Here is a 23,293-nt window from a genome sequence, read left to right as displayed (position 1 = left end):
CTGGTGTGCGGCCTTGGGCTGCTGCCTTCTGTTTCTCCACGGGGAGGGCTTTGAAGGCTCCCATGGCGTAGGGGTCATGGCGGGGGATGCCCGCCTTGAGTGCGCGGCGGTACCAGGGTGGGAGCAGGAACCGGGGGAACCAGATGATGAAGCCGAGGAGCATGATGATACCACAGAGGAACCAGATGACACTCATGATTCGCATGAGAGCCAGTGGGGCAACAGGTGCCCAAGCGATGGTTCCCATGCAGAATGACCAGGTTCCTGAGTAGGGCAGGGTCAGAAGAGGGCTGGACCAGCCGCGGTAGCTGGTGACGAACCGTGGCACAGGTTCGGTGTAGACCTTCCAACCTTGACGCCAAGAAAACAGTCCGAGGAGGATGAGGAAAATACTCGCAAAGACATGTCCAGGAGTCAACGTCTCGATCACCAGTGGAACCATCTGAGCGCCGATCAACTGAAAAGTCCTTTCATGAAGTTCCACGCTCCTTCTCCGACGTCAGCGATGGCATCTCCGAGTGTCTTGTCCTTGCCAACCGGGATGCTCATACCAAGGCCAACTACAAGTCCGACGCCGAGGCCGATCAGGGGGCCGCCGACCGGAATGGCTGCGCCGATTGCCAAGCCAGTAGTTACTGCTGCTCCGATCTTCGCGGTGGAGCGGACGGTGGTGGTCTCGACGGTCTTCAGCTGTCGTTGGCTCTCGGTGAGTTCGGGGTTCTGTTCCCGGTAGCGTTTGTCCGCCTTGTCGTGCTCTTCGGCGACGGTGAGCACGATTCCTGCGACGAAGAGGCCTCGGCCCGCTGCGCGGCCCCAACCGGAGGTGCCGATCTTGGTGGTGACTGTGCTCTCGACCCCGACACCGACCTTCCCGAAGGGCAGATTCTTGAACTCCGATCGGAAGACATGCGGCCGGGTGTACTGGCCCGGCTTCGGACCGACCAGTGTCTCGAGGAAGCCGGAACGAGCCTTCGTCCCGAAGTCCCCGGGCGCAGCCGGTGGTTTGGACCATGCCTTGTCCCAGAACCGACCTCCTGTCCTCCATTGCACCCGGTGTGGTGGGAGCCGGATCTCTCGTTTCCCGATCCGGACCACGAAGCGTCTGACAGCACGGTGGATACGGACCTTGCGGCTCTCCGCCACGGTGGTGCCAGCGGTGAGTGCGCTGTCGTGTGCGATGACGTCCAAGATCGAAGGATCCCCTGGGAGTCCGTCGTTGCTGATCGCGCTCAGCTGGCCGTAGCACTCGTCGATGGCTGCCTTGTACTCGCCGACGAGGGCGTCGATGCGTCCCTGGAGTGTGACCCCCTCCTGCACCTTGTCTGAGAGGGTGCGCGGATAGGCGCATCTACTGCGGTCGCCCCGGGGACCCCCTGGCCGCGTTGTCCTCCTCGAACGCACAATCCAGTGCGCTCTTCGTCGTCCGCCTTGCCAGGCAGCCACCGTGCCGATCCTCGTCACGATCCCCCTAACCGCGCACCCTCTGAGTAGTCCTCGGCGTCTGGATCGAGCTGCTTTGCGCTGAAGATGGCAGCGTCCCCGGTGAGGTCACCGCGTCGCTTCTCGGCACGACTCCCCTTTCCGGGCCTCCTTTTGGAGCCCGTTGAGTTTGGCGGCGAGGATGCTGCTCTCACCGGTGCACAGTGCGCCGAGGGCGTCGATGTCTCCGGAGAGGGACTTGTGGGTGAGCGCAGCGTTGCGACCCTCGGCCTCCACCTTGGTGAAGATCTCGAAACAGGAAGGGGCATGGACCCGGTGGGTGGTCACAGGAGTTCCTCCGATGCGGTGATGACGGCACGGATCAGGGCAGCCCAGAGCGGGTCCATCGGGTCCTGTTCCAGGATGACCCGCCTGCGCTCATCCGGAGGTGGAGCGGCGAAGGCGAGGACGTCACCCCGGGACGGGGTGTGGAACCAGGTGACGGTGCGGTCGGCGGCCAGGCAGTCGAGGGACCATGTGCTCCAGCGCTGGGCACTGAACTCCGCGGCCTCCGGCGTGGTGGTGGGAGGGGCGGCCCCGGACTCGACCTTGGCCTGCACCTGCTCTGTGGTCAGCGACAGGTTCAACTCCAACGGCCAGGAGGGGCGGTGCCTGACCCAGGTCAACAGGATGCGGAAGAAGTCATAGGTCGTGTCCCAACCCAGCAGGAACTTCCCCGCCAGTTCCGGATGGGGGCAGAGGAACACCGTGGTGGAGTCGGTCATCCAGAACCGGAAGTCCGTGTTGGCCGGTGCGGTGGTGTTCAGCAGCCACGGCAGCCCCTGGTGGAAATGGCTGCCGTACCAGAACCCGTTCCCGGCCAACCTGCCCTTGCGGTCCACCAGACCAGCCTCAGCCAACTCGTCACGCGCCTCGCCCTTGAGCCGAGGGATCAATCCCCGTTGTGCCCCTTTCACGAGGGCAGCCGCCGTCACGGAGCCGATGGTGATCGGCTCGTCGGGGAGCACCAGCCGGGGCAGTGCCACCACCGAGAGACTCTCGCGCGGCGCGCCGTCGTGGCTCGAGGCCCACACGTCCAGCGTCGGTTCGGGAACCTGCGAGCGGGTCGGGGGAAGACCACGTTGCCCATCAGGGAGCGGACGCAACGTCTCGAGGATCTGATGGTGGGGATCCCCTGGCTGGAAGTCGAACAACGGCAACGACAGGGTCAGCTCCGCCACCACACCATGGGCGACGGCGAGATGCTGGATGCTGATGACGCAGATGGTGTTCCCGTGGACATCCTCGGGCCGGACCGGGGACAGCATGGTGATGCGACGCTGCTCCACGCCGTGCTGCTGCAACGGATCGACCTGCAGCACCAACGTGCCGGGGATTCCGTCGCCGACCCCACGCAGATTCGCCTGGCTGATCGCGGCCAGGGTGTCGGGACCCTCATCGACCTGCGACTCCCGCAGCACCACGTTCGGGCGGAACCCCATGAGCGTCTCCGGGGCGGTGCCGATCGAACAGCCGGGCTCCCGGGCCACCGACCAGTCCTCAGGCAGGTCACAACAGAAGGCGGAACCGGCAAGGATCATCGTCGAGCCCTTTCATGAGAACCGTGAGGTCGGCCCGAGTCTAGATGAGGTTCCGTTGTCGGTTCGTTCCCATCCCCGTCATCCGATGGTCCAACCGTGAGGTGCACCTGACGAGGTCTCGGGATCGTTCACCGGTCTGGCCGGTCAGCTCATCTCGAAGAGGTCTCCCTTGGGGCGGAACGGCAGCTGGCAGCCCTTTGGGACCAGGAAGGCGTGGTCGCGGGGGACGGTGAAGACGTCGCAGTCGCCGTCGGTGATGATGAGGATGGGGCCGTTCGTCGGGAAGTCCGGGTCCTCGACGAGCTTCCGCACCCCCGGCGCCAGCACCGTGCCGCCCGACTTTGAACAGTCCCCGGGTTTTTGCAAGTCACTTGGTTGAACTTTGTCCCGTGAATCGTGCCAAGAGAGCGAGTAGTCCTGCTGAGCACAGCAGTGGAGGAACCCATTGCCCGAAGCCGATCAGGCGGCCAGCTGAATTCCCTCTATATCCGAAGAATATTAGTAGAAGGGACGCCAAGAGGGTTAGAGTTGGCGCCCACCAATGGATGCGCCCAGAGCGAAGTGAGGCCAGTAGGCTAAGGCAAAGCGCAATACTGGAAAGGAGGCTGAATAGGGGAAGGGGGTCAAGATGGCCGACAAGTATGATGTCGAACCAAGGAGTTGGCCTCAGGACTTCGGCTCCACCTTCGGCTCCAAAAACCATCGCGTATGTAGGTAAAGACATCAATATAATGGAGGTAGAAATCGAAAGAAGGGCAAGAATTAAAAATGTTCTTTTATGCACGGGTGTCACCTTAGAAGGAAATGGGTATTTGAGCCAACCAGGCCAGAGTTTAGAATCACGGATTGTCGACCATTGTAGGTGTAGTGAACTATGTTGTGGCCGTCCTTTGATTTGCCGTATGCGACGACTGCGTGATCTATGGTTCTGCCGTCCTTGTAGGCATCGGGAAGTCTGCCAAAAAGTATGACTGGCCTTCCTTGATTGAGGGCGGAGTCGACGTTCGTGCTCAGCCAGTTGTACCATGCCTGGGATGCGACGCCCATCCTGTGAGTGGCGTGCGCTGCCAGGGCTTCTGCGACCGGTTTGCCCCACGATGCCATTGATTTTCCGCTTCGAATCAGGTCTGCGAAATCTGCGCCTGAAACTGGTTTGATGTTGTTTCCAGTTCGATGTGCTGCCGGGATTAACGTAACCCTTGATCGGGCGTGCCAGTATCGCATGACGATTGTTGCAGCAATCCAGCCGCATCGCCCTTCGGAGGGAGTGTTGTGCAGGACTGTGCATCCTGTGATGTAGCCATACTTGGGGATGCGAAATCTTGCATTGCTTCCGACTGGTGGAGGTACTTCCAAGGATTTGGAGTGGTTTGGGGGTGATGAAGACAGTGGGCTTTCGGATTGCGCCTGCGTTACGATCTCGTCAACTGCCTCACCTGTTCGAGAGTTGCTCAAGGGGGTGCGAGGGGCTCCGCTCAGGGCATTGATGAACCGGGACCCTCGGGTCTCGACCACATATTCTCCCAATCCTAGGTAGGCTGCGTTATTTGACGCGAAGTTGCGGAGTGGGCTGGGGGCTGTGGAAGAGCATTCCAGCATTATGCGATGCCTCGCGTCGGCGAGCATGTACCCGCTTGGCTCCAACTCCCACAATTCCAAGTGGGAACTGGGGCCAGAGAGCAGCTCTTTGATGTGGAAAGAAGTTCCGGCGGATTCAGGTAAGTGAATTCTGACCATTTCTGTTCGCCAATCGGCAGGCGTGGTCTCTGCGTTTGCCGGGGCTGTCCCTGCGATGGAGAGAAAGGAGCCTGCCGTGGCAGTGCGGAGTAAGAGGGTGCGAGGATAGGTGAATCTACTGCGGTCGCCCCGGTGACCCCCTGGCTGTGTTGTCCTCCTTGAACGCACGATCCAGTGCGCTCTTCGTCGTCCGCCTTGCCAGGCAGCCACCGTGACGATCCTCGTCACGATCCCCCTATCCTCGCACCCTCTAAGTTGCGCCTTGAAATGCTGGGCATGATTACCTCCGAGAAGGTCCTCGACGGTGAGGGGGGCAAGACGGTGTGTGGATGGGTGAATCCGCGACGGTCATCCTGCTGATGTTGTCTTTCGGCAACGGGCGATCTGGTGAGCTCTTGGTTGCCCGCCAATTCAGGAGGCTGCGGTGGCGGTCCCCCTCTCCACATGCCCTCTCAGGTACTCCACTCTAGCGCATCCTCATGCCCTGGGGGGCAGACAGGGTCTGAACTCTGATGATCAGCTCATCTCGAAGAGGTCTCCCTTGGGGCGGAACGGCAGCTGGCAGCCCTTCGGGACCAGGAAGGCGTGGTCGCGGGGGACGGTGAAGACGTCGCAGTCGCCGTCGGTGATGATGAGGATGGGGCCGTTCTTCGGGAAGTCCGGGTCCTCGACGAGCTTCCGCACCCCCGGCGCCAGCACCGTGCCGCCCCGGCCCTTGATCTGTACCCGGCCCGCGATGTCGCCCGGCGCCAGCCAGCCGAGGTCGTAGGCGGCCGCGTCGCAGCAGATCACCCGGACGTAGGGCACCTCCTTCGCCTCCGCATAGCTCGCGATCGACCCCAGGGCCTTGGCCAGGGTGTTGCGTTCCATCGAGCCGGAGGTGTCCAGCACCACCCCGAAGGTCCGGCCGTCGACGAAATCCGGCTCCCGGTGCGGGCGCGGGATGTCAGGGCTGCTCGACTGACGACGACTCAGCCGCTTCCACGTCCGGTGCGTCTCGACGGCGGGGAAGTGGCGGTCGAACCACTGCGCCAGCTTCACCTCCCACGGGATCGGCGGCTGCAGCAGCGCCTTGATCTCCTCCACCAGCCCCAGCGGCAGGAAGCCACGCTCCTGCTGCTGGTGCAGCATCAGGCCCTTGCCCAACTGGTCGCGGCAGAACGCGTCGAGGTCGGTGAACCACGGGGTCCCCTCCATCAGCGGCCGCTCCAGCATGTCGCCCTGCTTCCCGGCCAACGTCATGAGTTTGCGCTTCAGTCGGATGTCGGTGACGATCCGGTCGTAGACCTCCTCCGCCGAGAGCCCCCGCAGCTCCTCGTCGAACAACAACCCGTGGTCGGGGGCCTCACCGACCTGCATCTGGATCAGCCAGTCGTTGATGACGTAGTCGCAGGCAGCATTCCACAGGAACGGGTCCCGGCCCGCCCGCCTGGAATGGTGCCGCAGCGCCACGTGCAGCACCTCGTGGGCGATGACGAACTTCGTCTGCTCCACCCCCAGCCCCGCCGCGGGGTTGAGGTAGATGGTGCCGAGCTCCTCGTCGACGGCGGCGATCATCACCTTCTCCCGCTGGCAGATCTCCACGTTCTCGACGAAGGTGAAGGAGGCCACCATGCTCGCCAGCAGCGGGAACGACGAGGTGAACCAGTCGCGCGCCCGCAGTGTGGTCGCCGACAGCTTGTCCGGCCGCTCCCGCAACCCCCCGTGGCCGAAGGTTTCACGCAGCCCGGCGGCCATCTCGACGGCCTGGGTCACCGATTCGGCGATGCCCTCGGCGAACACCTTCGGCCACGACAGCCACGTCGGCTCCTGCCACCAGCGGATCCACCCCGACGGGGACTCCATACTGGGGACATCCGGCCCGGCCAGGGACAACGTCGCCGCCCACCCCGGAATGCCCTGCGTGGTGAACTCCCGGTACCAGCGTTGCTCGTCCCACTGCGGCAGGTCCGCTGGCAGCTGCATCCCCTCAGGGGTGCGGCCGAACTTCAGCCCCGTGACGAACCGGGTGGTCACGACGTCGCAGGCGGCCGACCACGCCACCCAGTCACCACGATCGGGCCGCCACAGCTCCATGGCGTAGTAGAGGCTGGCCCTGGCGAGCACGAACGCCCATTCCTCCGGGGTTGCCAGGCGCTTCGGGTGGATGTGGAGGGCGTGTTCACGCGCCACCTTGAGGTGACCGCGTTCCGGATGGTAACCCCCCTCGCGTCGGTGCAGCGAGATGCGATCCAGCAGGTGACCGAACACCGGGTGCTGGCCCGCCAGGCGAACCCCGTCCTCCCAGGCCTGCTGGGCGGGGGTGATCCGCGACTTGGTGCGGCTCACTGCTTCGGGTCGGGACGTTTCTCGATGAGCCGCGGCAGGTCCCGCACCACCTCGACCATGTACCACGACGGCAGCATCTCGCCGCCCTCCTCGGCCACGACGATCTGCGCCAGCTCCAGGCTGATCTGGGCCAACTGCTTCAACAGCCCCTTCGACGTGTGGACCAGGGCCTGCACGTCGCCGCTCGCCTGGTTCTTGGCGGCAGGCAGCGTCTTCAGCAGCCGGGCCCGGAACGCCTGCGCCAGGAAGTACAGGATGTCGCGGTCCTTCGGATCCGACGGCCACGACGCGTCGCCCTTGAGGATGGCGTCCAGCAGGTGCCGGTCGTCGGCGAGCTTCGCGAAGGCCCGGAACTGGGCGGCGTGCTGCGGGGTGAGACAACCCGACGAGATGGCCTCCACCATGTGCGCGGGGGCGTCGTCGCTGAAGCCGTGCAGGGCGTCGCTCAGGATGTGCCACGACCGCGGGGTGGAGAACGGCTCCTCGTGGCGCGGCGGCTGGCTCCAGAGGTGATCGGGACGCTGGGTCAGGTACTCGATCACCATCGGGTGAATGCCCGCCCCGGCCGCCCACTCCAGCCACTGGCTGGCCGAGACCCGCATGTGGACGTGCACCATGCGGTTCATCAGCGCCGACGACATCGGTTTGACGATCGCCGAGTCCTGGGCGCGGTTGCCCGCCCCGATCACGACGGAGCCCTCCGGCAGCTCGTACTCGCCGATCCGACGGTCGTGGATGAGGCTGTAGAACGCCTTCTGGACGTCCTGCGAGCAGGCGTTGAGCTCGTCGAGGAACAGACAGTACGGCTCGTCACGGGCGATGAGTGCCGGCGGGCAGAAGCGGGTGACGCCATCGGTGATCTGAGGCACCCCGATGAGGTCCTCCGGTGCCAGCTGGCTGCCGAGCAGCGACACGCACGCCAACCCCACCGACTCGGCGAACCTCTCCACCAGCGCCGACTTGCCGATCCCGGGCGGCCCCCAGATGAACACGGGCCGCACGGTGGCGACGTTGAGGAGGAACTCGCTCAACTCGTTGGGGGTCAGCGTCGCTGCGGCCTGCATCCTCAGCGTCCCAGCTTCTCGGCCACGTAGTCGATGTCCTTGTCGCCGCGACCCGACAGGTTGACGACGATGATCTCGTCCGCGCCCATCGTCGGCGCGAGACGGGCCGCGTGGGCCAGCGCGTGCGACGACTCCAGCGCCGGAATGATCCCCTCCGTGCGGCACAGCAGCTGGAACGCCTCCAGGGTCTCGGCATCACTGACCGAGACGTACTCGGCCCGTCCGACATCCTTGAGGAAGGCGTGCTGCGGTCCGACCGCCGGATAGTCCAGGCCCGAGGCGATGGAGTGCACCGGCCAGGTCTCCCCGTCAGTGTCCTGCAGCACCAGGGTCCGCATGCCGTGGAGGGTTCCCGGGGTGCCCAAGGTCATCGTGGCGGCATGTTCGCCGACGACGTCGAGGTCCTTGCCACCGGGCTCCACCCCGAAGATCCGCACCGACTCGTCCTCCAGGAAGGCGGTGAACAACCCGAGTGCGTTCGACCCGCCGCCGACCGAGGCGACGAGCACATCGGGCAGCCGCCCCTCCTTGGCGAGGATCTGACCCCGGGCCTCCCGACCGACGATCGACTGGAAGTCGCGGATCATCGACGGGTAGGGGTGCGGGCCCACCACGGACCCGATGGCGAAGAACGTGTCGTGGTAGTCGGAGGCGAACACCGAGAAGGCCGAATCGACGGCATCCTTGAGGCAACGCCCGCCGGACTCCACCGAAACCACCTTCGCGCCCAGCAACTCCATCCGCACCACGTTCGGCCGCTGTTTGGCGATGTCGATCGATCCCATGTGGATCTCGCACTCCAGCCCGAGCAGGGCGGCCGCCGTCGCCAGGGCCACCCCGTGCTGCCCTGCGCCGGTCTCCGCGATGAGCTTCTTCTTGCCCATCCGCTTCGCCAACAGCCCCTCGCCGAGGCAGTGGTTGATCTTGTGGGCGCCGGTGTGGTTGAGGTCCTCACGCTTGAGATAGATCCTCGCGCCGCCGAGGTGCCGGGTCAGCCCCTCGGCCAGGAACAGCGGCGACGGCCGACCGACGTAGTCCGCGAGCAGGGCCTCGTACTCGGCCTGGAACTGCGGGTCCTGGCGGGCCTCCGCGTAGGCCGCCGCGACCTCGGCGATCGGGGTCTCGAGGTGCGGGGGGACGAAGCGGCCGCCGTGGTCCCCGAAGAACCCGGCCTCGTCGGCGTCGATCAGCGAAGTCATGCGCGGCATGCTACCGCGTGGTGTCGTCGCCGTTCTCCTCGTCCGTGTCGTAGATGCCGGGGGCGTCGTAGATGAGGGAGGCCCCGTCGGCTGCCTCACGGAGTTCCCGCGGCGCGATGAGTCGGGCGATGTGGAACACGACGATGGTCACGAGCGTCCCCAACGCGATGCCGCCGAGGGTGAACTCGCCGATGGGCAGCTTCACGTCCCCGATGCCGATGATGATGCCCGCGGCGGCGGGGATGAGGTTGATCGGGTTGCCGAAGTCGACGCGGTTCTCCTTCCAGATCTTCGCGCCGAGCAGGCCGATCATGCCGTAGAGCACCACGCAGATGCCGCCCAGCACCGCGCCGGGGGTGGCGGAGATGATGGCCCCGAACTTCGGCGACAGACCGAAACCGATGGCGACGATCGACGCGACGACGTAGGCGGCCGTCGAGTAGACGCGGGTGGCGGCCATCACCCCGATGTTCTCGGCGTAGGTGGTGGTCGGCCCGGCGCCGACGAGGGTGGCGAGCATGGAGCCCCCACCGTCGGCCGCGATGGCGCGTCCCATCATCGGATCGAGGTTCTCGCCCGTCATCTCCGCGACGGCCTTCACGTGCCCGGTGTTCTCGGCGATGAGGGCGATGACGACGGGCAGCGCGATGACGATGGCGGCGAGGCTGAACTGCGGCAGGTGGAAGCCGACGACGTTGTCGGTGCCCTCGTGCACCCAGGTGCTGAGATCCGTCACTGGGGGCAGGCCGAACCAGTCGGCGTTCTGCACGGCCGACCAGTCGACGCGGAGCTTCTCGACGACCGACCCGTCGGTCCCGGTGGAGCGCATCGGGCCGAAGGCGAGGTCGAAGACCCAGGACAGCACGTAGCCGATGACCAGGGACAGGAAGATCGCGATGCGGCCGAGGAAGCCGCGCAGGCCGACGCTCAGCGCGATGACGATGACCATGACGATGAAAGCCAGCCACGGATCCTGCGGCCAGTACACGCCCGCGACGACCGGGGCGAGGTTGAAGCCGATGAGCATCACGACGGCGCCGGTCACCACCGGCGGCAGCGCCCGATGGATGACCCTGGCCCCGGCGAAGTGGATGATGAGGCCGACCATGAACAGCGTCAGTCCCACCACGAACAGCGCCCCGGACAGGGTGGCGGGGTTCCCGCCCCCCGCGTAGATGGCGGTCGCGACGCCGACGAAGGACGCCGACGACCCGAGGTAGCTCGGCACCTTGTGGTTGATGACGACGAGGAAGATCAGCGTCGCGATCCCGGACATCATCACCGCGAGCTGTGGGTTGAGACCCATGAGCAGCGGGAACACGAACGTCGCGCCGAACATCGCGACGACGTGCTGGGCGCCGAGCCCGATGGTGCGGCCCCAGCCGAGGCGCTCCGTCGGGGCGACGACCGCGCCCGGTTCCAGTTTCCCGTCGTTGTGCAGCTTCCACCCGAACATTGCAGTCCTTTCGCCTTCCGCGGGAATGCTACGACACCGGGCCGCGACAAGGTGCAAGGGTCCCGTTTCCCCCGTGCCCCCGGCGCGTCGGCGCTAGGGTGGGTGCATGGTGCGCGACGTCGTGGTGCTGGGGGCGACCATCGCCGGGCTGACGGCTGCCCGGCGGCTCGCCGCGGACGGATTCGCCGTCGTGGTTCTCGATCCGAACCCGGAACGGGCCTCCGCCGCGATCGGGCACGGGGTGGCTGCGGCCGCGCACGCCAGCACCTGCGCCAACATGGCCGGCGCCTACGGGGACGCCGCCGTCACGGAGCACGTCCGCCGCAACCTCGCCGGGCTGGAGGAGATCCGCAAGGTCATGGCGACGGCCGGGATCGCGCCCGTGACGACGCTGCTGGAGGACCATTCGCTGGGGGTCGCCCTGGCGCGGGAGCTCGACCGGGTGTGTCGGGTGCTCCGGGATGCGGGCGCTGAGGTGCGGGTCGCCGAGGGGCCGGGCGGGCCGGGGCTCACCTCCCGGGCCCTGCTGGTCGATCCCTACGAGTACGCCGCCGCGCTGCACACCCAGGCCTGCCGGGCTGGGGCGAGGGTCACCCACGACGTGACGGTCACGCACATCCGCCGATTCGACGGCCACACCGACATCACGGTGCGTCGCAACATGGCGTGGGAACGGGACTTCGAGGTGATCTCCGCCCACGCCGTCGTCGACACGCTGGGGGTGAGTCCGTGGGGGTCGCTGGCCGGGGCGGGGCAGCCGCAGTACGTCCCGACGCTGCGGATCCCGGTGGTCTCCGAGAAGGTGGAACTCCACGCGGGACCGCCGGTGTGGATGCGTCGCCCGTCGGGGGAGGCGACGCTGCTGCTCGGCCCGAAGTGCACGCGCTCACAGCTGCCGTCGGCCGCCGAGGCGCTGGCCACGTGGGCCGGGGCCGAGTTCGGGGTCGAGGGGGAGCAGGCGGGACAACTGGTCATCGACCCGAGCGATCACGGCCGCCCCATCGTCGGGGCCTCGGCCATACCCGGCGGCTTCTACACCCGGGGCAACGGGCGCGGCGAACTCATGAACGGCACCGCGTCCGGGTGCTATCTGGCGACGCTGCTGCTCGGCGTCGACGCGGCCAGGCACGTCGGGCTGCCGTGGGGTTCCCGGCTCCGCGCGGTCGCCACGCGGAAGCTGTTCCGTCGGGACTGATCCCTCGGGGGTCGGTGGTCAGATCCAGGTGCCGAACCACATCCGCGCCAGCCACTGTGGCCGGGTCAGCAGCTCGTCGGTGAGGATCGGGTGGATGAAGGCGAAGTTGAGGATCACCAAGCCGATCGCCACGCCGATGAACATCGCGTTGCGTTGTCGGTGCGGGCCGTCGGCGGGGCCGAGCAGCTTCCCCATCGCCATCGCCAACCCCGTGACGTAGAACGGCAGCAGCACGATGGCGTAGAAGAAGAACAGCGGACGACCCGCGTACTGGAACCACGGCAGCCACACCGCCAGCACACCCAGCACCGGCACGGCGAAACGCCAGTCCCGGCGCCCGAGCCACCACCACAGCCCGGCGACCAGTGCCGCACAGGCCAGCCACCACAGCAGCGGGGTGCCAAGTCCGGAGATCACCCGCAGGCACGTCGTCCCGACGGCCTCGCAGCCCTGCTCGCCCGGCTGGATCTCGTTCTGCGCGTCGATGCCGATGGGGCGGGCCATGACGAGCCACCCCGCCGGGTGGGCCTCGTAGACGTGGGTGGCGTTGACCATCATCGAGTCGCCGACGTGGAAGTTGTACGCCGCGGAGTGGTACTCCCACAGCGATGCGAGCGGCGCCCCGATCGCCTTCACCAGCGGATGGTCCGGATTCTGCGCCCCCCAGTTGCGGTAGTAGCCGCCCGAGGTGACGAGCCAGCCCGCCCAGCTGGCCAGGTACACCGGGACCGCCAGCACCACCGTCGAGATGAAGGCCATCGGGGCGTCGATGAGCAGGGAACGTTCCATCCCCACCGACCAGGCGTAGAGCAGCAGCCCGACGACCGCGCCGATGAGCAACGCCGCCTGCACGTGGCCCACCTTCGGGCCGAACAGGCCGACGCCCCCGGCCAGCGCGACGGCGGCGGGGACCCACGCCTTCCACGTCAGCACCCGCAGCTTCCCGGCCCCGGCCAGGGATCGGGCGCCGAGATCCCACGCCACCGTCACGATCCCGAACACGGCGATGAGGTACAGGGAGTTCCATTTCACGGCACAGGCGGCCCCGAACAGCAGCCCCGCCGCGATCCGCCACGGGCGGAACAGCATGAGTGGGCCGAAGCTGCCGTCGAGATCCGGGAGGTCGCGGGCGCGCAGATGCGCGGCGAGTCGCACCCGGAACCAGTCCCGGTCCACGACGAGGGCCAGCACCGCCATCAGGCAGAACACCGCCTGGAAGATGTCGAGCAACGCGATCCGGCTCATCGTGAAGGCCAACCCGTCGACGGTCAGCAGCACCCCCGCGATGCCGCCGACGAGAAGGGAACGGGACAACCGCCGGGCCAGCAGCACGGTGAAGAACACCAGCAGCGCACCGAAGACGCAGGCCATGAACCGCCAACCGAAGGCGTTCATGCCGAACCAGTGCTCCCCCAGACCGATGAGCCACTTCCCCAACGGCGGGTGGACCACGTACTGCGGGTCCGGGAGGAAACCGCTCAGGTCTCCCTCCGCGATCCGGTCATTGGTGTGGAACTGCTCGTTGTCGGCCCATTTGCGTTCATAACCCGAATGGATTAGCCCCCACGCCTCCTTGGCGTAATAGGTCTCGTCGAAGACGATCTTGTTCGGGAAACCGAGATTCACGATCCGCAACCCGAAGGCCAGCAACGCGAGGACACCAGCCAGGAGCCAACCCCTGAGGGGATGGCGCAGTCTGCCGTCTTCAAGGGCCTCCACCGTGGTCACCACGCGGACAGTTTAGAGGGTGCGCGGATAGGAGGATCGTAACGAGGACCGACACGGTGACCTCATGGCAAGGCGGACGACGAAGAGCGCACTGGATCGTGCGTTCGAGGAGGACAACGCTGCCAGGGGGTCACCGGGGCGACCGTAGTAGATTCGCCTGTCCGCGCGCCCTCTTAGAGGGTGCGCGGATGAGGGGATCGTGACGAGGATCGCACTGGATCGTGGTGAGGATCGTCATGGCAGCCTTCGTGGCGACCTCGTAGGCTTTTGGTCATGGAAGCAACAGGGGGCGGGGTGCTGGTGCTGGCGGGGACGCCCATCGGTTCGCACACCCACGCCAGCCGGGCGCTGCGTGAGACCCTCGTCGCCGCCGATGTCATCGCCGCCGAGGACACCCGGCGATTCGCGACGCTGCTGCGCCGCATCGACGTCGTCACCGGCGCCCGCGTCGTGTCCTACTTCGAGGGCAACGAGGCGTCACGCACCGGGGAACTCGTCGACGCCGTCGCGGCCGGACAGCGGGTGGTGCTGGTCACCGACGCCGGCATGCCCTCGGTGAGCGACCCCGGCTACCGGCTCGTCGCCGCCTGCGTCGAGCGCGGTCTCAGGGTGACCGCTGTCCCCGGTCCCTCCGCCGTCCCGACCGCCCTCGCCGTGTCCGGGTTGCCGTCGGACCGCTTCTGCTTCGAGGGGTTCCTGCCCCGGAAACGGGGCGAACGGCTGGCCAGGATGCGGGACCTGGCCGCCGAGACCCGCACGATGGTGTTCTTCGAGGCCCCCCACCGCCTCGCCGAGTGGCTCGCCGACGCGGCCGCCAGCTGGGGCGACGAACGGCGGGCCGTCGTGTGCCGGGAACTCGCGAAACCCCACGAGGAGATCCGCCGGGGCGGGCTCGCCGACCTGGCGGCCTGGGCGGCCGACGGCGTGCGCGGCGAGGTCACCGTCGTCGTGGCCGGGGCCACCCCGACCCGCGCCGGGACCGGGGAGGCGCTCGAGATGGTCCGGGAACGGGTCGCCGCGGGTGAGAAACTGTCCGGGGCGGTGCGCGCCGTCGCCGACCTGCTGGGCGTCGCCCGCAAGGAACTGTACGAGGCAGCCCTGGCCGCCAAGACCACGATGGGGGAGAGATGACCCTGCCCGACACCCTGCCCGCTGCGCCCGAGCGACTGCCCGCACCCGTTGTTGACAACCACACCCACCTGCTCAGCACCACCCGGTTCTCCGGGCTGGAGGCCGCGGCCAGCCTCGACGCGGCCGCCGCGGTGGGGGTCATCGGGGTCGTCGACGTCGGCTACGACGTCGAGTCCTCCGTGGTCGCCGCCGAACTGGCCGGGGCCGACCCGAGGGTCCGCGCCGCCGTCGCCGTCCACCCCAACGACGCCGCCCGCGCCGTCGAACGCGGCGGCTACGAGCAGCTCGACGCCGACATCGCCCGGATCGCTGAGCTCATCGACCGGCCCGGGGTCGTCGCGGTGGGGGAGACGGGGATCGACCACTACCGCACGAGGGACCCCGAACTGCAGCGGGCGCAGGTCCACTCCTTCCGCGCCCACATCGCCCTGGCCAGGGAGCACGACCTGACGCTGGTCATCCACGATCGCGACGCCCACGACGAGGTCCTGGCCGTGCTGGATGCCGTCGAGCGTCCCGAGCGGGTGGTCATGCACTGCTTCTCCGGCGACGCCCGGTTCGCCGAGCAGTGCGTGGAGCGGGGATTCTGGCTGTCCTTCCCCGGCGTGGTGACCTTCGGCTCCGCCGAGTCCCTGCGCCAGGCGGCGAGGGTCACCCCCGTCGAACGCATCCTCGTCGAGACCGACGCCCCCTATCTCACCCCGAAACCGCACCGGGGACGCCCGAACGCTCCCTACCTGCTGCCCCACACGGTGCGGTTCCTCGCCGAGCTGCTCGACCACGACCTGACGGCCCTCTGCCAGCGGGTCACCGCCAACACCGAGGCCGCCTACGCCACCACCTGGGGCAGCGATGCCTGAGACCGGTCTGCTGGACCCCCACTCCATCCGCAGCATCGCCGCGGAACTGGACCTGCGACCCACCAAGCAGCGGGGGCAGAACTTCGTCATCGACGCCAACACTGTCCGCCGCATCGTCGCCCTGTCCGGGATCGGCGAGGACGACGTGGTGCTGGAGATCGGCCCCGGGCTGGGATCGCTCACCCTGGGACTGCTCGAGGTGGCGCGCGCCGTCACCGTCGTTGAGATCGACGAGAGACTGGCGGGACGGCTGGCCCGCACCGTCGCCGAGCGGATGGGGGAGGAGGCCGCGTCGCGGCTTCACATCGTCACCGCCGACGCCATGACCGTCACCGAGCTGCCCGGCGAACCGCCGAGTGCCGTCGTGGCGAACCTGCCCTACAACGTGTCGGTGCCGGTGCTGCTCCACCTGCTGGAGACCTTCCCGACCTGGCAGCGCGGCCTGGTGATGGTGCAGCTGGAGGTCGCGGATCGGTTGTCGGCGGCGCCCGGCTCCAAGGTCTACGGGGTGCCGAGCGCGAAGCTGGCCTGGTGGGCGAGCGCGGAGCGGGTCGGGACGGTGCCGCCGAAGGTGTTCTGGCCGGTCCCGAACGTTGATTCCGGGCTGGTGCGGCTGGAACGCCGCGACCCACCGGCGACGACGGCGTCCAGGCAACAGGTCTTCGACGTGATCGACCAGGCCTTCGCCTCCCGCCGCAAGATGCTGCGGGCCTGCCTGGCGGGGGCCTTCGGCTCCTCGACGGCGGCGGCGGAGGCGATCGCCGAGGCCGGGATCGCGCCCGAGGTGCGGGGCGAGGTCCTGGACGTCGCGCAGTTCGCCGCCATCGCCGCCCAGCTGCCCTGAGTGACCGTGCTTGGTTTCGCCTGTGTTGGGTGTGGCTCGCCTGCCTGAACGGCGGCTCGCCTGTCTTGTTTGGCAGGCGTTTTGAAAGAAGGCAGGCGTTTCCGAACCAAGGCAGGCGAATCAGCGGGGTGAGGAGGCCGGTGGGAGGGGGTGGCCGGTCCGGTCCCGAGGCGGCCCCGCCCGGCTGCTAGGTTGACACCGTGGTTGAAGTGCTGGTGCCCTCCAAGGTGAATCTCGCCCTGCTGGTGGGGGAGACCGACGCGCAGGGCTATCACCGGCTCGGAACCGTCTTCCAGGCCGTCTCCCTCCACGACGAGGTGACGGTCCGCGCGACCGAGCCGGGGGTCTTCCGTCTCGCCTTCCGGGGCGAGGGTTCGGCCTTCCTGCCCACCGACGACACCAACCTCGTCACCCGGGCCGCGCGCCTCCTCGCCGCCACGTACGACGTCGACGCGGGCGTCGAGGTGCTGGTCCGCAAGCACATTCCCGTCGCGGGCGGCATGGCCGGGGGGTCGGCCGATGCCGCGGCGACGCTGGTGGCCTGCAACGAGCTCTGGGGGCTCGGCCTCACCGTCGCGGAGCTGCACCCGCTGGCCGCACGGCTCGGCTCGGACGTCCCGTTCCTCCTCAACGGCGGCACGGCGATCGGCGCCCACCGTGGGGACCGTCTCGAGCCCATCCCGACGGCCGGTTCCTACCACTGGGTGCTGGCGCTCAGCCACAGCGGCCTGTCCACCCCCGCCGTGTTCCGTGAGTTCGATCGGCTGAGCCCGCCCCGCCCCACCGAGGTCGCGCCGGAACTCCTCGCGGCCCTGGCGTCGGGGGACGTCGCCCGGGTCGGTGCCCTGCTCACCAACGACCTCGCCGAGGCGGCCCTGAGCCTCCAGCCCGACCTGGCCGAGGTGATCCGGATCGGCGACCAGGCCGGGGCGCTCGGGACGGTGGTCTCGGGTTCCGGCCCGACCATCGCCTTCCTCTGCGACGGCGAGGAATTGGCCCTGCGGGTGGCGGACGCGTTGCGGGTATCCTCGAGGGTCCGTGCGGTTCGTCGCGCGGTCGGCCCCGTCCCCGGGGCCCGGGTCATCTAGTCTCGCTTTTGGAGGTGCCTCGTGGACGAGGTGGACGAGGTCCTCTCCGCCTGGGGGAGGGAACTCCCCGACGTGGCGACGTCGCCCATGGGGGTGTGGTCCCGCGTCACCCGTCTGGCCGCGGTGCTCGACGTCGAACGCAAGCGCTGCTTCGCCGAGCACGGCCTGGAGATCTGGGAGTTCGACGTCCTGTCGGCGCTGCGCCGGGCGGGGGAGCCGTATCGGCTGTCGCCGGGGCAGCTGCTCCAGCTCACGCACGTCACCTCCGGCACCATGACGAACCGGGTGGAACGGCTGCGCTCCCGCGGCCTCGTGCTGCGGGAGTCCGACCCGAACGACGGCCGGGGCGTCGTGGTGGAGCTCACCCCGCAGGGACGCCAGGTGGTGGACCGCGCGCTGGAGGCCCTCGTCGCCATGGAGGAGACCCTCCTCACGGGCTGGTCCAGCGACGACCGCGAGGCCCTCACGGCCCTCCTGCGGAGACTCCTCGCCGACTCCACCCAGTGACCAAGGCGTCAGGCCGCGGAATCGTCGCCTGAGTTCCGCGGACGTTCCCGATCCAGCCGCTCCACGAGCAGCTGCGGATCCGGTCTCAGATGGGCCATGCCGTTCCACGCCAGGTTGATGAGGTGCCGGGCCACGACGAGCCGGTCCGGCTCGCGCGTCTCCAACCACTGCTGGCCCGTCATGGTCACCAGCCCCACCAGGGCCTGGGCGTACAGCGGCGCGAAGGCCGACTCGAGCCCCAGCCGATCGAAGTCCGCGACGAGGATGTCCTCCACCTGCATCGCGATGTCGCTGAGGATCGAGGCGAAGGAACCGTTCGGGTTCGCCAGCGACGAGTCCCTGGACAGGATGCGGAACCCGTCGGGGCAGCCGTCGATGTAGTCCAGCAGGGCCAGCGCGCCGCGCTCCAGGGTCTCCCGTGCCCTCGCCCCGGGGGTGGTCAACGCGGTGCGGATGGCCGAGTGCAGCGTGGTGGTCTCGCGCTCCACCACCTCCTTGTAGGCGCCGTCCTTCCCGCCGAAGTGCTCGTAGACCACCGGTTTCGACACGCCGGCACGCGCGGCGATCTCCTCCACCGACGCACCCTCGAATCCTCGCTCGGCGAACACCGAGCGGGCGATCAGCAGCAACTGCTCGTGACGCTCCGCCGCCGACAACCTCACCCGGGGGCGAGGGGCTCGGGCTCGGGTCGGTGTGGGCATGGCCCCCATCTTGCCGATCCCGAGGCCGAATCCCAAGCTCTGGACGCCTCACCGGCCGGTCCGCGCTGGGGACAGTCCGCCAGATGATCGTTCACCAGCCCCAGGGCCTGCAGCGTGGCGTACATGGTGACGGGCCCGACGAACGTGAAGCCCAGCTCCTTCATCCGTCGACTCAGCGCCTCCGACTCCGCCGTGCTCGACGGCAGCTCCGCCATCGACCCGGGGGCCGCCCGGGGCTCGGGCGCGAAGCCGCGCAGGACGTCCCACAGCCGCAGGCCCTGTTCGTGCAGTGAGACGACGGCGCGGGCGTTGCGGATGGTGGCCCTGATCTTGAGTGGATTCCTGATGATGGTCGGATCCCGAGACAACCGGGTCACCTCCTCGTCGCCGTAGCCCGCGACGAGGTCAGGCCGGAACCCGCCGAACGCGACGCGGAACGCCTCCCGTTTCCGCAGCACCGTCAACCAGCTCAGGCCCGCCTGGAACCCCTCCAGGGCGATCCTCTCGAACAGCGGCGCCTCGTCCGGCACGTCCTGTGGCGGCCGCCCCCACTCCTCGTCGTGATACCTCTCGTAGAGCGGGTCCCCTGTCCCGAAACAGCGTGTCATCATGACCTCCTCACCCCCATCATGGGCAGTTCCGGGGCGTATTGGTCACGACGGACGGAAATCGTCGCCACCTGTGGAGAACCCGACCACCCGCGTCGTGAGGGTAGAATTGCCACCAGGCCTGCGCGCAGGCCATTCCCCGGTTGGTCTTTCGGCAGGGCCCGCCTGACTTTGAATCAGGACAAGCGAAGTAGGTTCGACTCCTACCCGGGGAGCCACATCGCCCCGGTATTGTTGGGCCCGACGGGCCGACTCGGGCCCGCCTGCCAGGGAGGAGCCCCAGTTGAGCGACCATCTCGAGACCCCAGCCGATTCAGTCCAGGCAGTGGTGGTCCTGGCCGCCGGCGGCGGCACCAGGATGAAATCCCGACGCTCCAAGCTCCTCCACGAGGTGTGTGGGCGTTCCATGCTCAGCTATGCGGTCTCCGCCGCCGCGGCCCTCAACCCGGCCCACCTCGTCGTCGTCGTCGGGCATCAGCGGGTCCAGGTCGCCGAGCACCTCGAATCCCTCAACGAAACCGTCACCACCGCGGTCCAGGAGCAGCAGCTGGGCACCGGGCACGCGGTCTCCTGCGCGCTGGCCGGGCTTCCCGAGTTCGACGGGGAGGTCGTGGTCACCTACGGCGACGTCCCGCTGCTCACCGGCGAGACCCTCCAGCGGCTGGTCACCCTCCACCGCGCCGACCACAACGCCGTCACGGTGCTCACCGCGGAGGTCGACGACCCCACCGGCTACGGCCGCATCGTGCGGACCGAGGGTCGGGTGACCGGGATCGTCGAGCACCGCGACGCCACCGACGACCAGCGGCGCATCCGGGAGATCAACTCCGGCATCTACGTCTTCGACGCGGCCACCCTGCGGGCCGGGCTCGGACAGCTCACCACCGACAACGCCCAGGGCGAGCAGTACCTCACCGACGTGCTCCGGTTCGCCCACGACCGTGGCCAATCGGTCGGCGCCATGGTCACCGACGACATCTGGCAGACCGAGGGCGTCAACGACCGCCTCCAGCTGGCCCGGATGAACCAGGAGCTCAACCGACGCATCCTCGAACGTTGGATGCTCGAGGGCGTCACCGTCGTCGACCCGGCCACCACCTGGGTGGACATCGACGTGGACCTCGCGCAGGACGTCACCCTCCTGCCCGGCACGACCCTCCAGGGGGCCACCACCGTCGGCGTCGGCGCCACGATCGGTCCGGACACCACCCTCGCGGATGTCGAGGTCGGCGCGGACGCGGAGGTGATCCGCACCCACGGCTCCCTCGCGATCATCGGGGAGGGCGCCGTCGTCGGCCCCTACTCCTACCTCCGGCCCGGCACCCAACTGGCGGCGCGCGGCAAGATCGGCGCCTTCGTCGAGACGAAGAACGCCGTGATCGGCGAGGGGTCGAAGGTGCCGCACCTGGCCTATGTGGGCGATGCCGTCATCGACGAGGGCGCCAACATCGGTGCGGGAACGATCTTCGCCAACTACGACGGGATCAACAAGTCCATGACCCACATCGGCCGGTCCGTGTTCATCGGTTCCAACTCCGTGCTCGTCGCCCCCGTGGACGTCGCCGACGGAGCCTTCGTCGCGGCGGGCTCCACCGTCACCGACGACGTCCCGGCCGGTGGTCTCGCCGTGGCGCGCGGCAGGCAGTACGTCGCCGAGGACTGGGTGCCCAAACGACGCCCGGGCTCCAAGGCCGCCCAGGCGGCGGAGACCAACGACGGCAGCGTCCACGCCGCCGTCACCGAATCCCGGGCCAAGCGGAAGGGCTGAACCACCGATGACGAATCGCACGGCGAACAACAAGCACCTCATGCTGTTCAGTGGGCGCGCCTACCCGGAGCTGGCGGAGGAGGTGGCCGAGACCCTGGGGGCCTCGCTGGTGCCCACGCGGGCGCTGGCCTACGCCAACTCGGAGATCTACGTCCGGTTCGAGGAGTCGGTGCGGGGCTGTGACGCCTTCGTGATCCAGAGCCACACGGCCCCGGTCAACGAGTGGATCATGGAGCAGCTCATCATGGTCGACGCCCTCAAGCGGGCCTCGGCCAAGCGGATCACCGTCGTGGCCCCGTTCTATCCCTACGCCCGCCAGGACAAGAAGCACCTCGGGCGGGAACCCATCTCGGCCCGGCTCGTCGCGGACCTGTTCAAGGCGGCCGGGGCCGACCGGATCATGAGCGTCGACCTCCACGCCTCCCAGATCCAGGGCTTCTTCGACGGTCCCGTCGACCACCTGTGGGGGCTGCCGGTCCTCGCCGATCACGTGACGTCCCGTTACGACACCTCGGACATGACGGTGGTCTCGCCCGACGCGGGCCGGGTGCGGCTGGCGGATCTCTGGACCGACAAGCTCGGCTGCCCCTTGGCGATCATCCACAAGCGACGTGACCACGAGAAGGCGAACACCGTCGCGGTCCACGAGGTGGTGGGCGACGTCAAGGGCAAGGTGTGCCTGCTCGTCGACGACATGATCGACACGGCCGGAACCATCACCCAGGCCGCCCACGCCCTCCACGAGCGCGGGGCGAAGCAGGTCATCTGCGCCGCCACCCACGCGGTGTTCTCCGGCCCGGCGGCGGAGCGCCTCAACGCCTGCGGCATGTCGGAGATCATCGTCACGAACACCCTGCCGATCCGGACCGCCGAGCCCATCCAGAACCTGACGGTGCTGTCCATCGCCCCGCTCATCGCGAAGGCGATCAACGCCGTGTTCATGGACGGGTCGGTGACCTCGCTGTTCGGAGGGCAGGCCTGACATGAGCGTCAAGGGAGTCAACAAGCTGTGCATCGTCGGCGCGGGGGCGGTCGGTTCGTCGCTCGCCTACGCCAGCCTCATCAAGGGCGTGGCCCGGGAGGTCGTGCTGTACGACGTCAACGGGGCGAAGGTCCGGGCCGAGGCCCTCGACATGGCCCACGGCAGCCAGTTCATGCCGCAGGTGCGGATCACCGGGTCCGATGACCCGGAGGTCACCCGCGGCAGCGATGTCGTGGTCATCACGGCGGGCGCGAAACAGAAGCCGGGGGAGACCCGGATGGACCTCGCCGCATCCACGGTGGGTCTCATGGAGAAGGTGATCCCGCCGCTGGTGGAGCGTTCGCCCGAGGCGATCTTCCTCATGGTGACCAACCCCGTCGACGTGACGACCTACGCCGCGCTGAAGATCAGTGGCCTGCCCCGGAACCAGCTGTTCGGTTCGGGCACGGTGCTGGACTCGTCGCGGTTGCGCTACCTGGTTGCGGAGGCCTGTGAGGTGGCGGTCGGCAACGTGCACGCCTACATCGCCGGTGAGCACGGCGACTCCGAGATCCCGTTGTGGAGTTCCGCGACGATCGGTGGGGTGCCGCTGCTGGACTGGTCCAGGCAGACGGGGGTTCTCGACGAGTCGATGCGCGACGACATCGCCGACCGCGTGGTGAACGCCGCCTACGAGGTGATCGCAGGCAAGGGCGCGACGAACCACGCCATCGGGTTGGCGGGCACCCGGATCATCGAGTCCATCCTCCGCAACGAGCACCGGGTGCTGCCCGTGTCCAGCCTCGTCGAGGACTGGTACGGGATCAAGGACGTGTGCCTGTCGGTGCCGACGATCGTCGATCGTTCCGGCGCGGGGCGGCAGCTGCTGCTGCCCCTGACCGACGGCGAGCTGGGCTGCATGCACGAGTCCGCCCAGGCGATCCGCCACACCCTCTCCACCCTCGGATACTGAGAAGGCGGGCGCCGTCGGCGTCGGCGCCGCCTCGCCCGGCTGACATCCACCCTCCGAACTGGACAAAGGTGAATGCACGGTTGAAAGTCAAACTTTCGGCCAATGCTAACTTTCAGTAAGCTCCC

Annotated in this window: 21 protein-coding genes and 1 tRNA gene; 10 read left to right on the top strand and 12 right to left on the bottom strand. The window is 68.0% G+C overall.

Going from position 1 to position 23,293, the window contains the following annotated elements; translation table 11 throughout:
* The 9 genes from EII35_RS08410 to EII35_RS08370 all read right to left on the bottom strand — a co-directional run.
* The coding region (locus EII35_RS08410) for a hypothetical protein (protein WP_148098937.1) at positions 1-196 on the bottom strand (196 nt) is incomplete at its 3' end.
* A gap of 257 nt (positions 197-453) precedes the next feature.
* Positions 454-1,317 carry a hypothetical protein gene (locus EII35_RS08405; protein WP_125228016.1) on the bottom strand — a complete coding sequence of 288 codons (864 nt, stop codon included), beginning with the start codon at positions 1,315-1,317 and terminating at the stop codon, positions 454-456.
* A 231-nt stretch (positions 1,318-1,548) separates the two neighbouring features.
* Positions 1,549-1,767 carry a hypothetical protein gene (locus EII35_RS08400; RefSeq protein WP_125228015.1) on the bottom strand — a complete coding sequence of 73 codons (219 nt, stop codon included), beginning with the start codon at positions 1,765-1,767 and terminating at the stop codon, positions 1,549-1,551.
* Positions 1,764-3,020: a hypothetical protein gene (locus tag EII35_RS08395; RefSeq protein ID WP_125228014.1), complete on the bottom strand. Its 1,257-nt coding sequence runs from the start codon at positions 3,018-3,020 to the stop codon at positions 1,764-1,766. The genes EII35_RS08400 and EII35_RS08395 overlap by 4 nt, the downstream gene beginning before the upstream one ends.
* A gap of 144 nt (positions 3,021-3,164) precedes the next feature.
* Complete coding sequence (locus tag EII35_RS15905) at positions 3,165-3,386, bottom strand: hypothetical protein (protein WP_125228013.1); 222 nt, start codon at positions 3,384-3,386, stop codon at positions 3,165-3,167.
* Between the two features lie 1,887 nt (positions 3,387-5,273).
* A complete protein-coding gene (locus tag EII35_RS08385; RefSeq protein WP_125228012.1) occupies positions 5,274-7,085 on the bottom strand; it encodes a vWA domain-containing protein in 1,812 nt (603 codons plus the stop codon).
* The gene (locus tag EII35_RS08380) at positions 7,082-8,149 is read right to left on the bottom strand and encodes an AAA family ATPase (RefSeq protein WP_125228011.1); all 1,068 of its coding nucleotides are present in this window, start codon (positions 8,147-8,149) and stop codon (positions 7,082-7,084) included. The genes EII35_RS08385 and EII35_RS08380 overlap by 4 nt, the downstream gene beginning before the upstream one ends.
* A 2-nt stretch (positions 8,150-8,151) precedes the next feature.
* Entirely contained in the window at positions 8,152-9,348 is a 1,197-nt protein-coding gene (gene trpB / locus EII35_RS08375) for a tryptophan synthase subunit beta (protein WP_125228010.1), read from the bottom strand.
* Positions 9,349-9,358: 10 nt separating this feature from the next.
* Positions 9,359-10,804 (bottom strand): uracil-xanthine permease family protein, encoded by a 1,446-nt coding sequence (locus tag EII35_RS08370; protein ID WP_125228009.1) that lies wholly within the window; start codon positions 10,802-10,804, stop codon positions 9,359-9,361.
* 106 nt (positions 10,805-10,910) lie between these two features.
* Here EII35_RS08370 and EII35_RS08365 point away from each other — a divergent pair, with 106 nt between their 5' ends.
* Positions 10,911-11,999, top strand: a complete 1,089-nt coding sequence (locus tag EII35_RS08365; RefSeq protein ID WP_125228008.1) for an FAD-dependent oxidoreductase — start codon at positions 10,911-10,913, stop codon at positions 11,997-11,999.
* Positions 12,000-12,017: 18 nt separating this feature from the next.
* On the opposite strand, the gene EII35_RS08360 is transcribed toward EII35_RS08365, so the two are convergent.
* Positions 12,018-13,730: a dolichyl-phosphate-mannose--protein mannosyltransferase gene (locus EII35_RS08360; protein ID WP_125228007.1), complete on the bottom strand. Its 1,713-nt coding sequence runs from the start codon at positions 13,728-13,730 to the stop codon at positions 12,018-12,020.
* Positions 13,731-14,000: 270 nt separating this feature from the next.
* Between EII35_RS08360 and rsmI the strand changes: the two genes are divergently transcribed.
* From rsmI to EII35_RS08335, 5 genes are all read left to right on the top strand, one after another.
* Positions 14,001-14,858: a 16S rRNA (cytidine(1402)-2'-O)-methyltransferase gene (rsmI, locus tag EII35_RS08355; RefSeq protein WP_125228006.1), complete on the top strand. Its 858-nt coding sequence runs from the start codon at positions 14,001-14,003 to the stop codon at positions 14,856-14,858.
* A complete protein-coding gene (locus EII35_RS08350; protein ID WP_125228005.1) occupies positions 14,855-15,718 on the top strand; it encodes a TatD family hydrolase in 864 nt (287 codons plus the stop codon). Before rsmI ends, EII35_RS08350 begins: the two co-directional genes overlap by 4 nt.
* A complete protein-coding gene (gene rsmA, locus EII35_RS08345; protein ID WP_125228004.1) occupies positions 15,711-16,562 on the top strand; it encodes a 16S rRNA (adenine(1518)-N(6)/adenine(1519)-N(6))-dimethyltransferase RsmA in 852 nt (283 codons plus the stop codon). The genes EII35_RS08350 and rsmA overlap by 8 nt, the downstream gene beginning before the upstream one ends.
* Before the next feature lie 200 nt (positions 16,563-16,762).
* Positions 16,763-17,650 (top strand): 4-(cytidine 5'-diphospho)-2-C-methyl-D-erythritol kinase, encoded by an 888-nt coding sequence (locus tag EII35_RS08340; RefSeq protein ID WP_125228003.1) that lies wholly within the window; start codon positions 16,763-16,765, stop codon positions 17,648-17,650.
* Positions 17,651-17,671: 21 nt separating this feature from the next.
* Positions 17,672-18,157, top strand: coding sequence for a MarR family winged helix-turn-helix transcriptional regulator (locus EII35_RS08335; protein ID WP_260465075.1), 486 nt, complete (start codon positions 17,672-17,674; stop codon positions 18,155-18,157).
* A gap of 8 nt (positions 18,158-18,165) precedes the next feature.
* Here EII35_RS08335 and EII35_RS08330 read toward each other — a convergent pair whose 3' ends face one another.
* Together EII35_RS08330 and EII35_RS08325 are read right to left on the bottom strand one after the other, a co-directional pair.
* Positions 18,166-18,858, bottom strand: coding sequence for a TetR/AcrR family transcriptional regulator (locus EII35_RS08330; protein ID WP_125228002.1), 693 nt, complete (start codon positions 18,856-18,858; stop codon positions 18,166-18,168).
* Entirely contained in the window at positions 18,816-19,469 is a 654-nt protein-coding gene (locus EII35_RS08325; protein WP_260465074.1) for a DNA-3-methyladenine glycosylase I, read from the bottom strand. Before EII35_RS08325 ends, EII35_RS08330 begins: the two co-directional genes overlap by 43 nt.
* 133 nt (positions 19,470-19,602) lie before the next feature.
* Between EII35_RS08325 and EII35_RS15900 the strand changes: the two genes are divergently transcribed.
* The 4 genes from EII35_RS15900 to EII35_RS08310 all read left to right on the top strand — a co-directional run bounded on the left by EII35_RS15900 (position 19,603) and on the right by EII35_RS08310 (position 23,168).
* Positions 19,603-19,684, top strand: a tRNA-Gln gene (locus EII35_RS15900).
* A 65-nt stretch (positions 19,685-19,749) separates the two neighbouring features.
* The gene (gene glmU / locus EII35_RS08320; protein WP_260465073.1) at positions 19,750-21,234 is read left to right on the top strand and encodes a bifunctional UDP-N-acetylglucosamine diphosphorylase/glucosamine-1-phosphate N-acetyltransferase GlmU; all 1,485 of its coding nucleotides are present in this window, start codon (positions 19,750-19,752) and stop codon (positions 21,232-21,234) included.
* Positions 21,235-21,241: 7 nt separating this feature from the next.
* Entirely contained in the window at positions 21,242-22,216 is a 975-nt protein-coding gene (locus EII35_RS08315) for a ribose-phosphate diphosphokinase (protein WP_125228001.1), read from the top strand.
* Position 22,217: 1 nt separating this feature from the next.
* Complete coding sequence (locus tag EII35_RS08310; RefSeq protein WP_125228000.1) at positions 22,218-23,168, top strand: L-lactate dehydrogenase; 951 nt, start codon at positions 22,218-22,220, stop codon at positions 23,166-23,168.
* Positions 23,169-23,293 lie beyond the last annotated feature (125 nt).

It is taken from the genome of Arachnia propionica, assembly GCF_003932785.1.
GTDB classification, from domain to species: Bacteria; Actinomycetota; Actinomycetes; order Propionibacteriales; family Propionibacteriaceae; genus Arachnia; species Arachnia propionica_B.
This window is presented reverse-complemented; position numbering and strand designations above follow the sequence as displayed.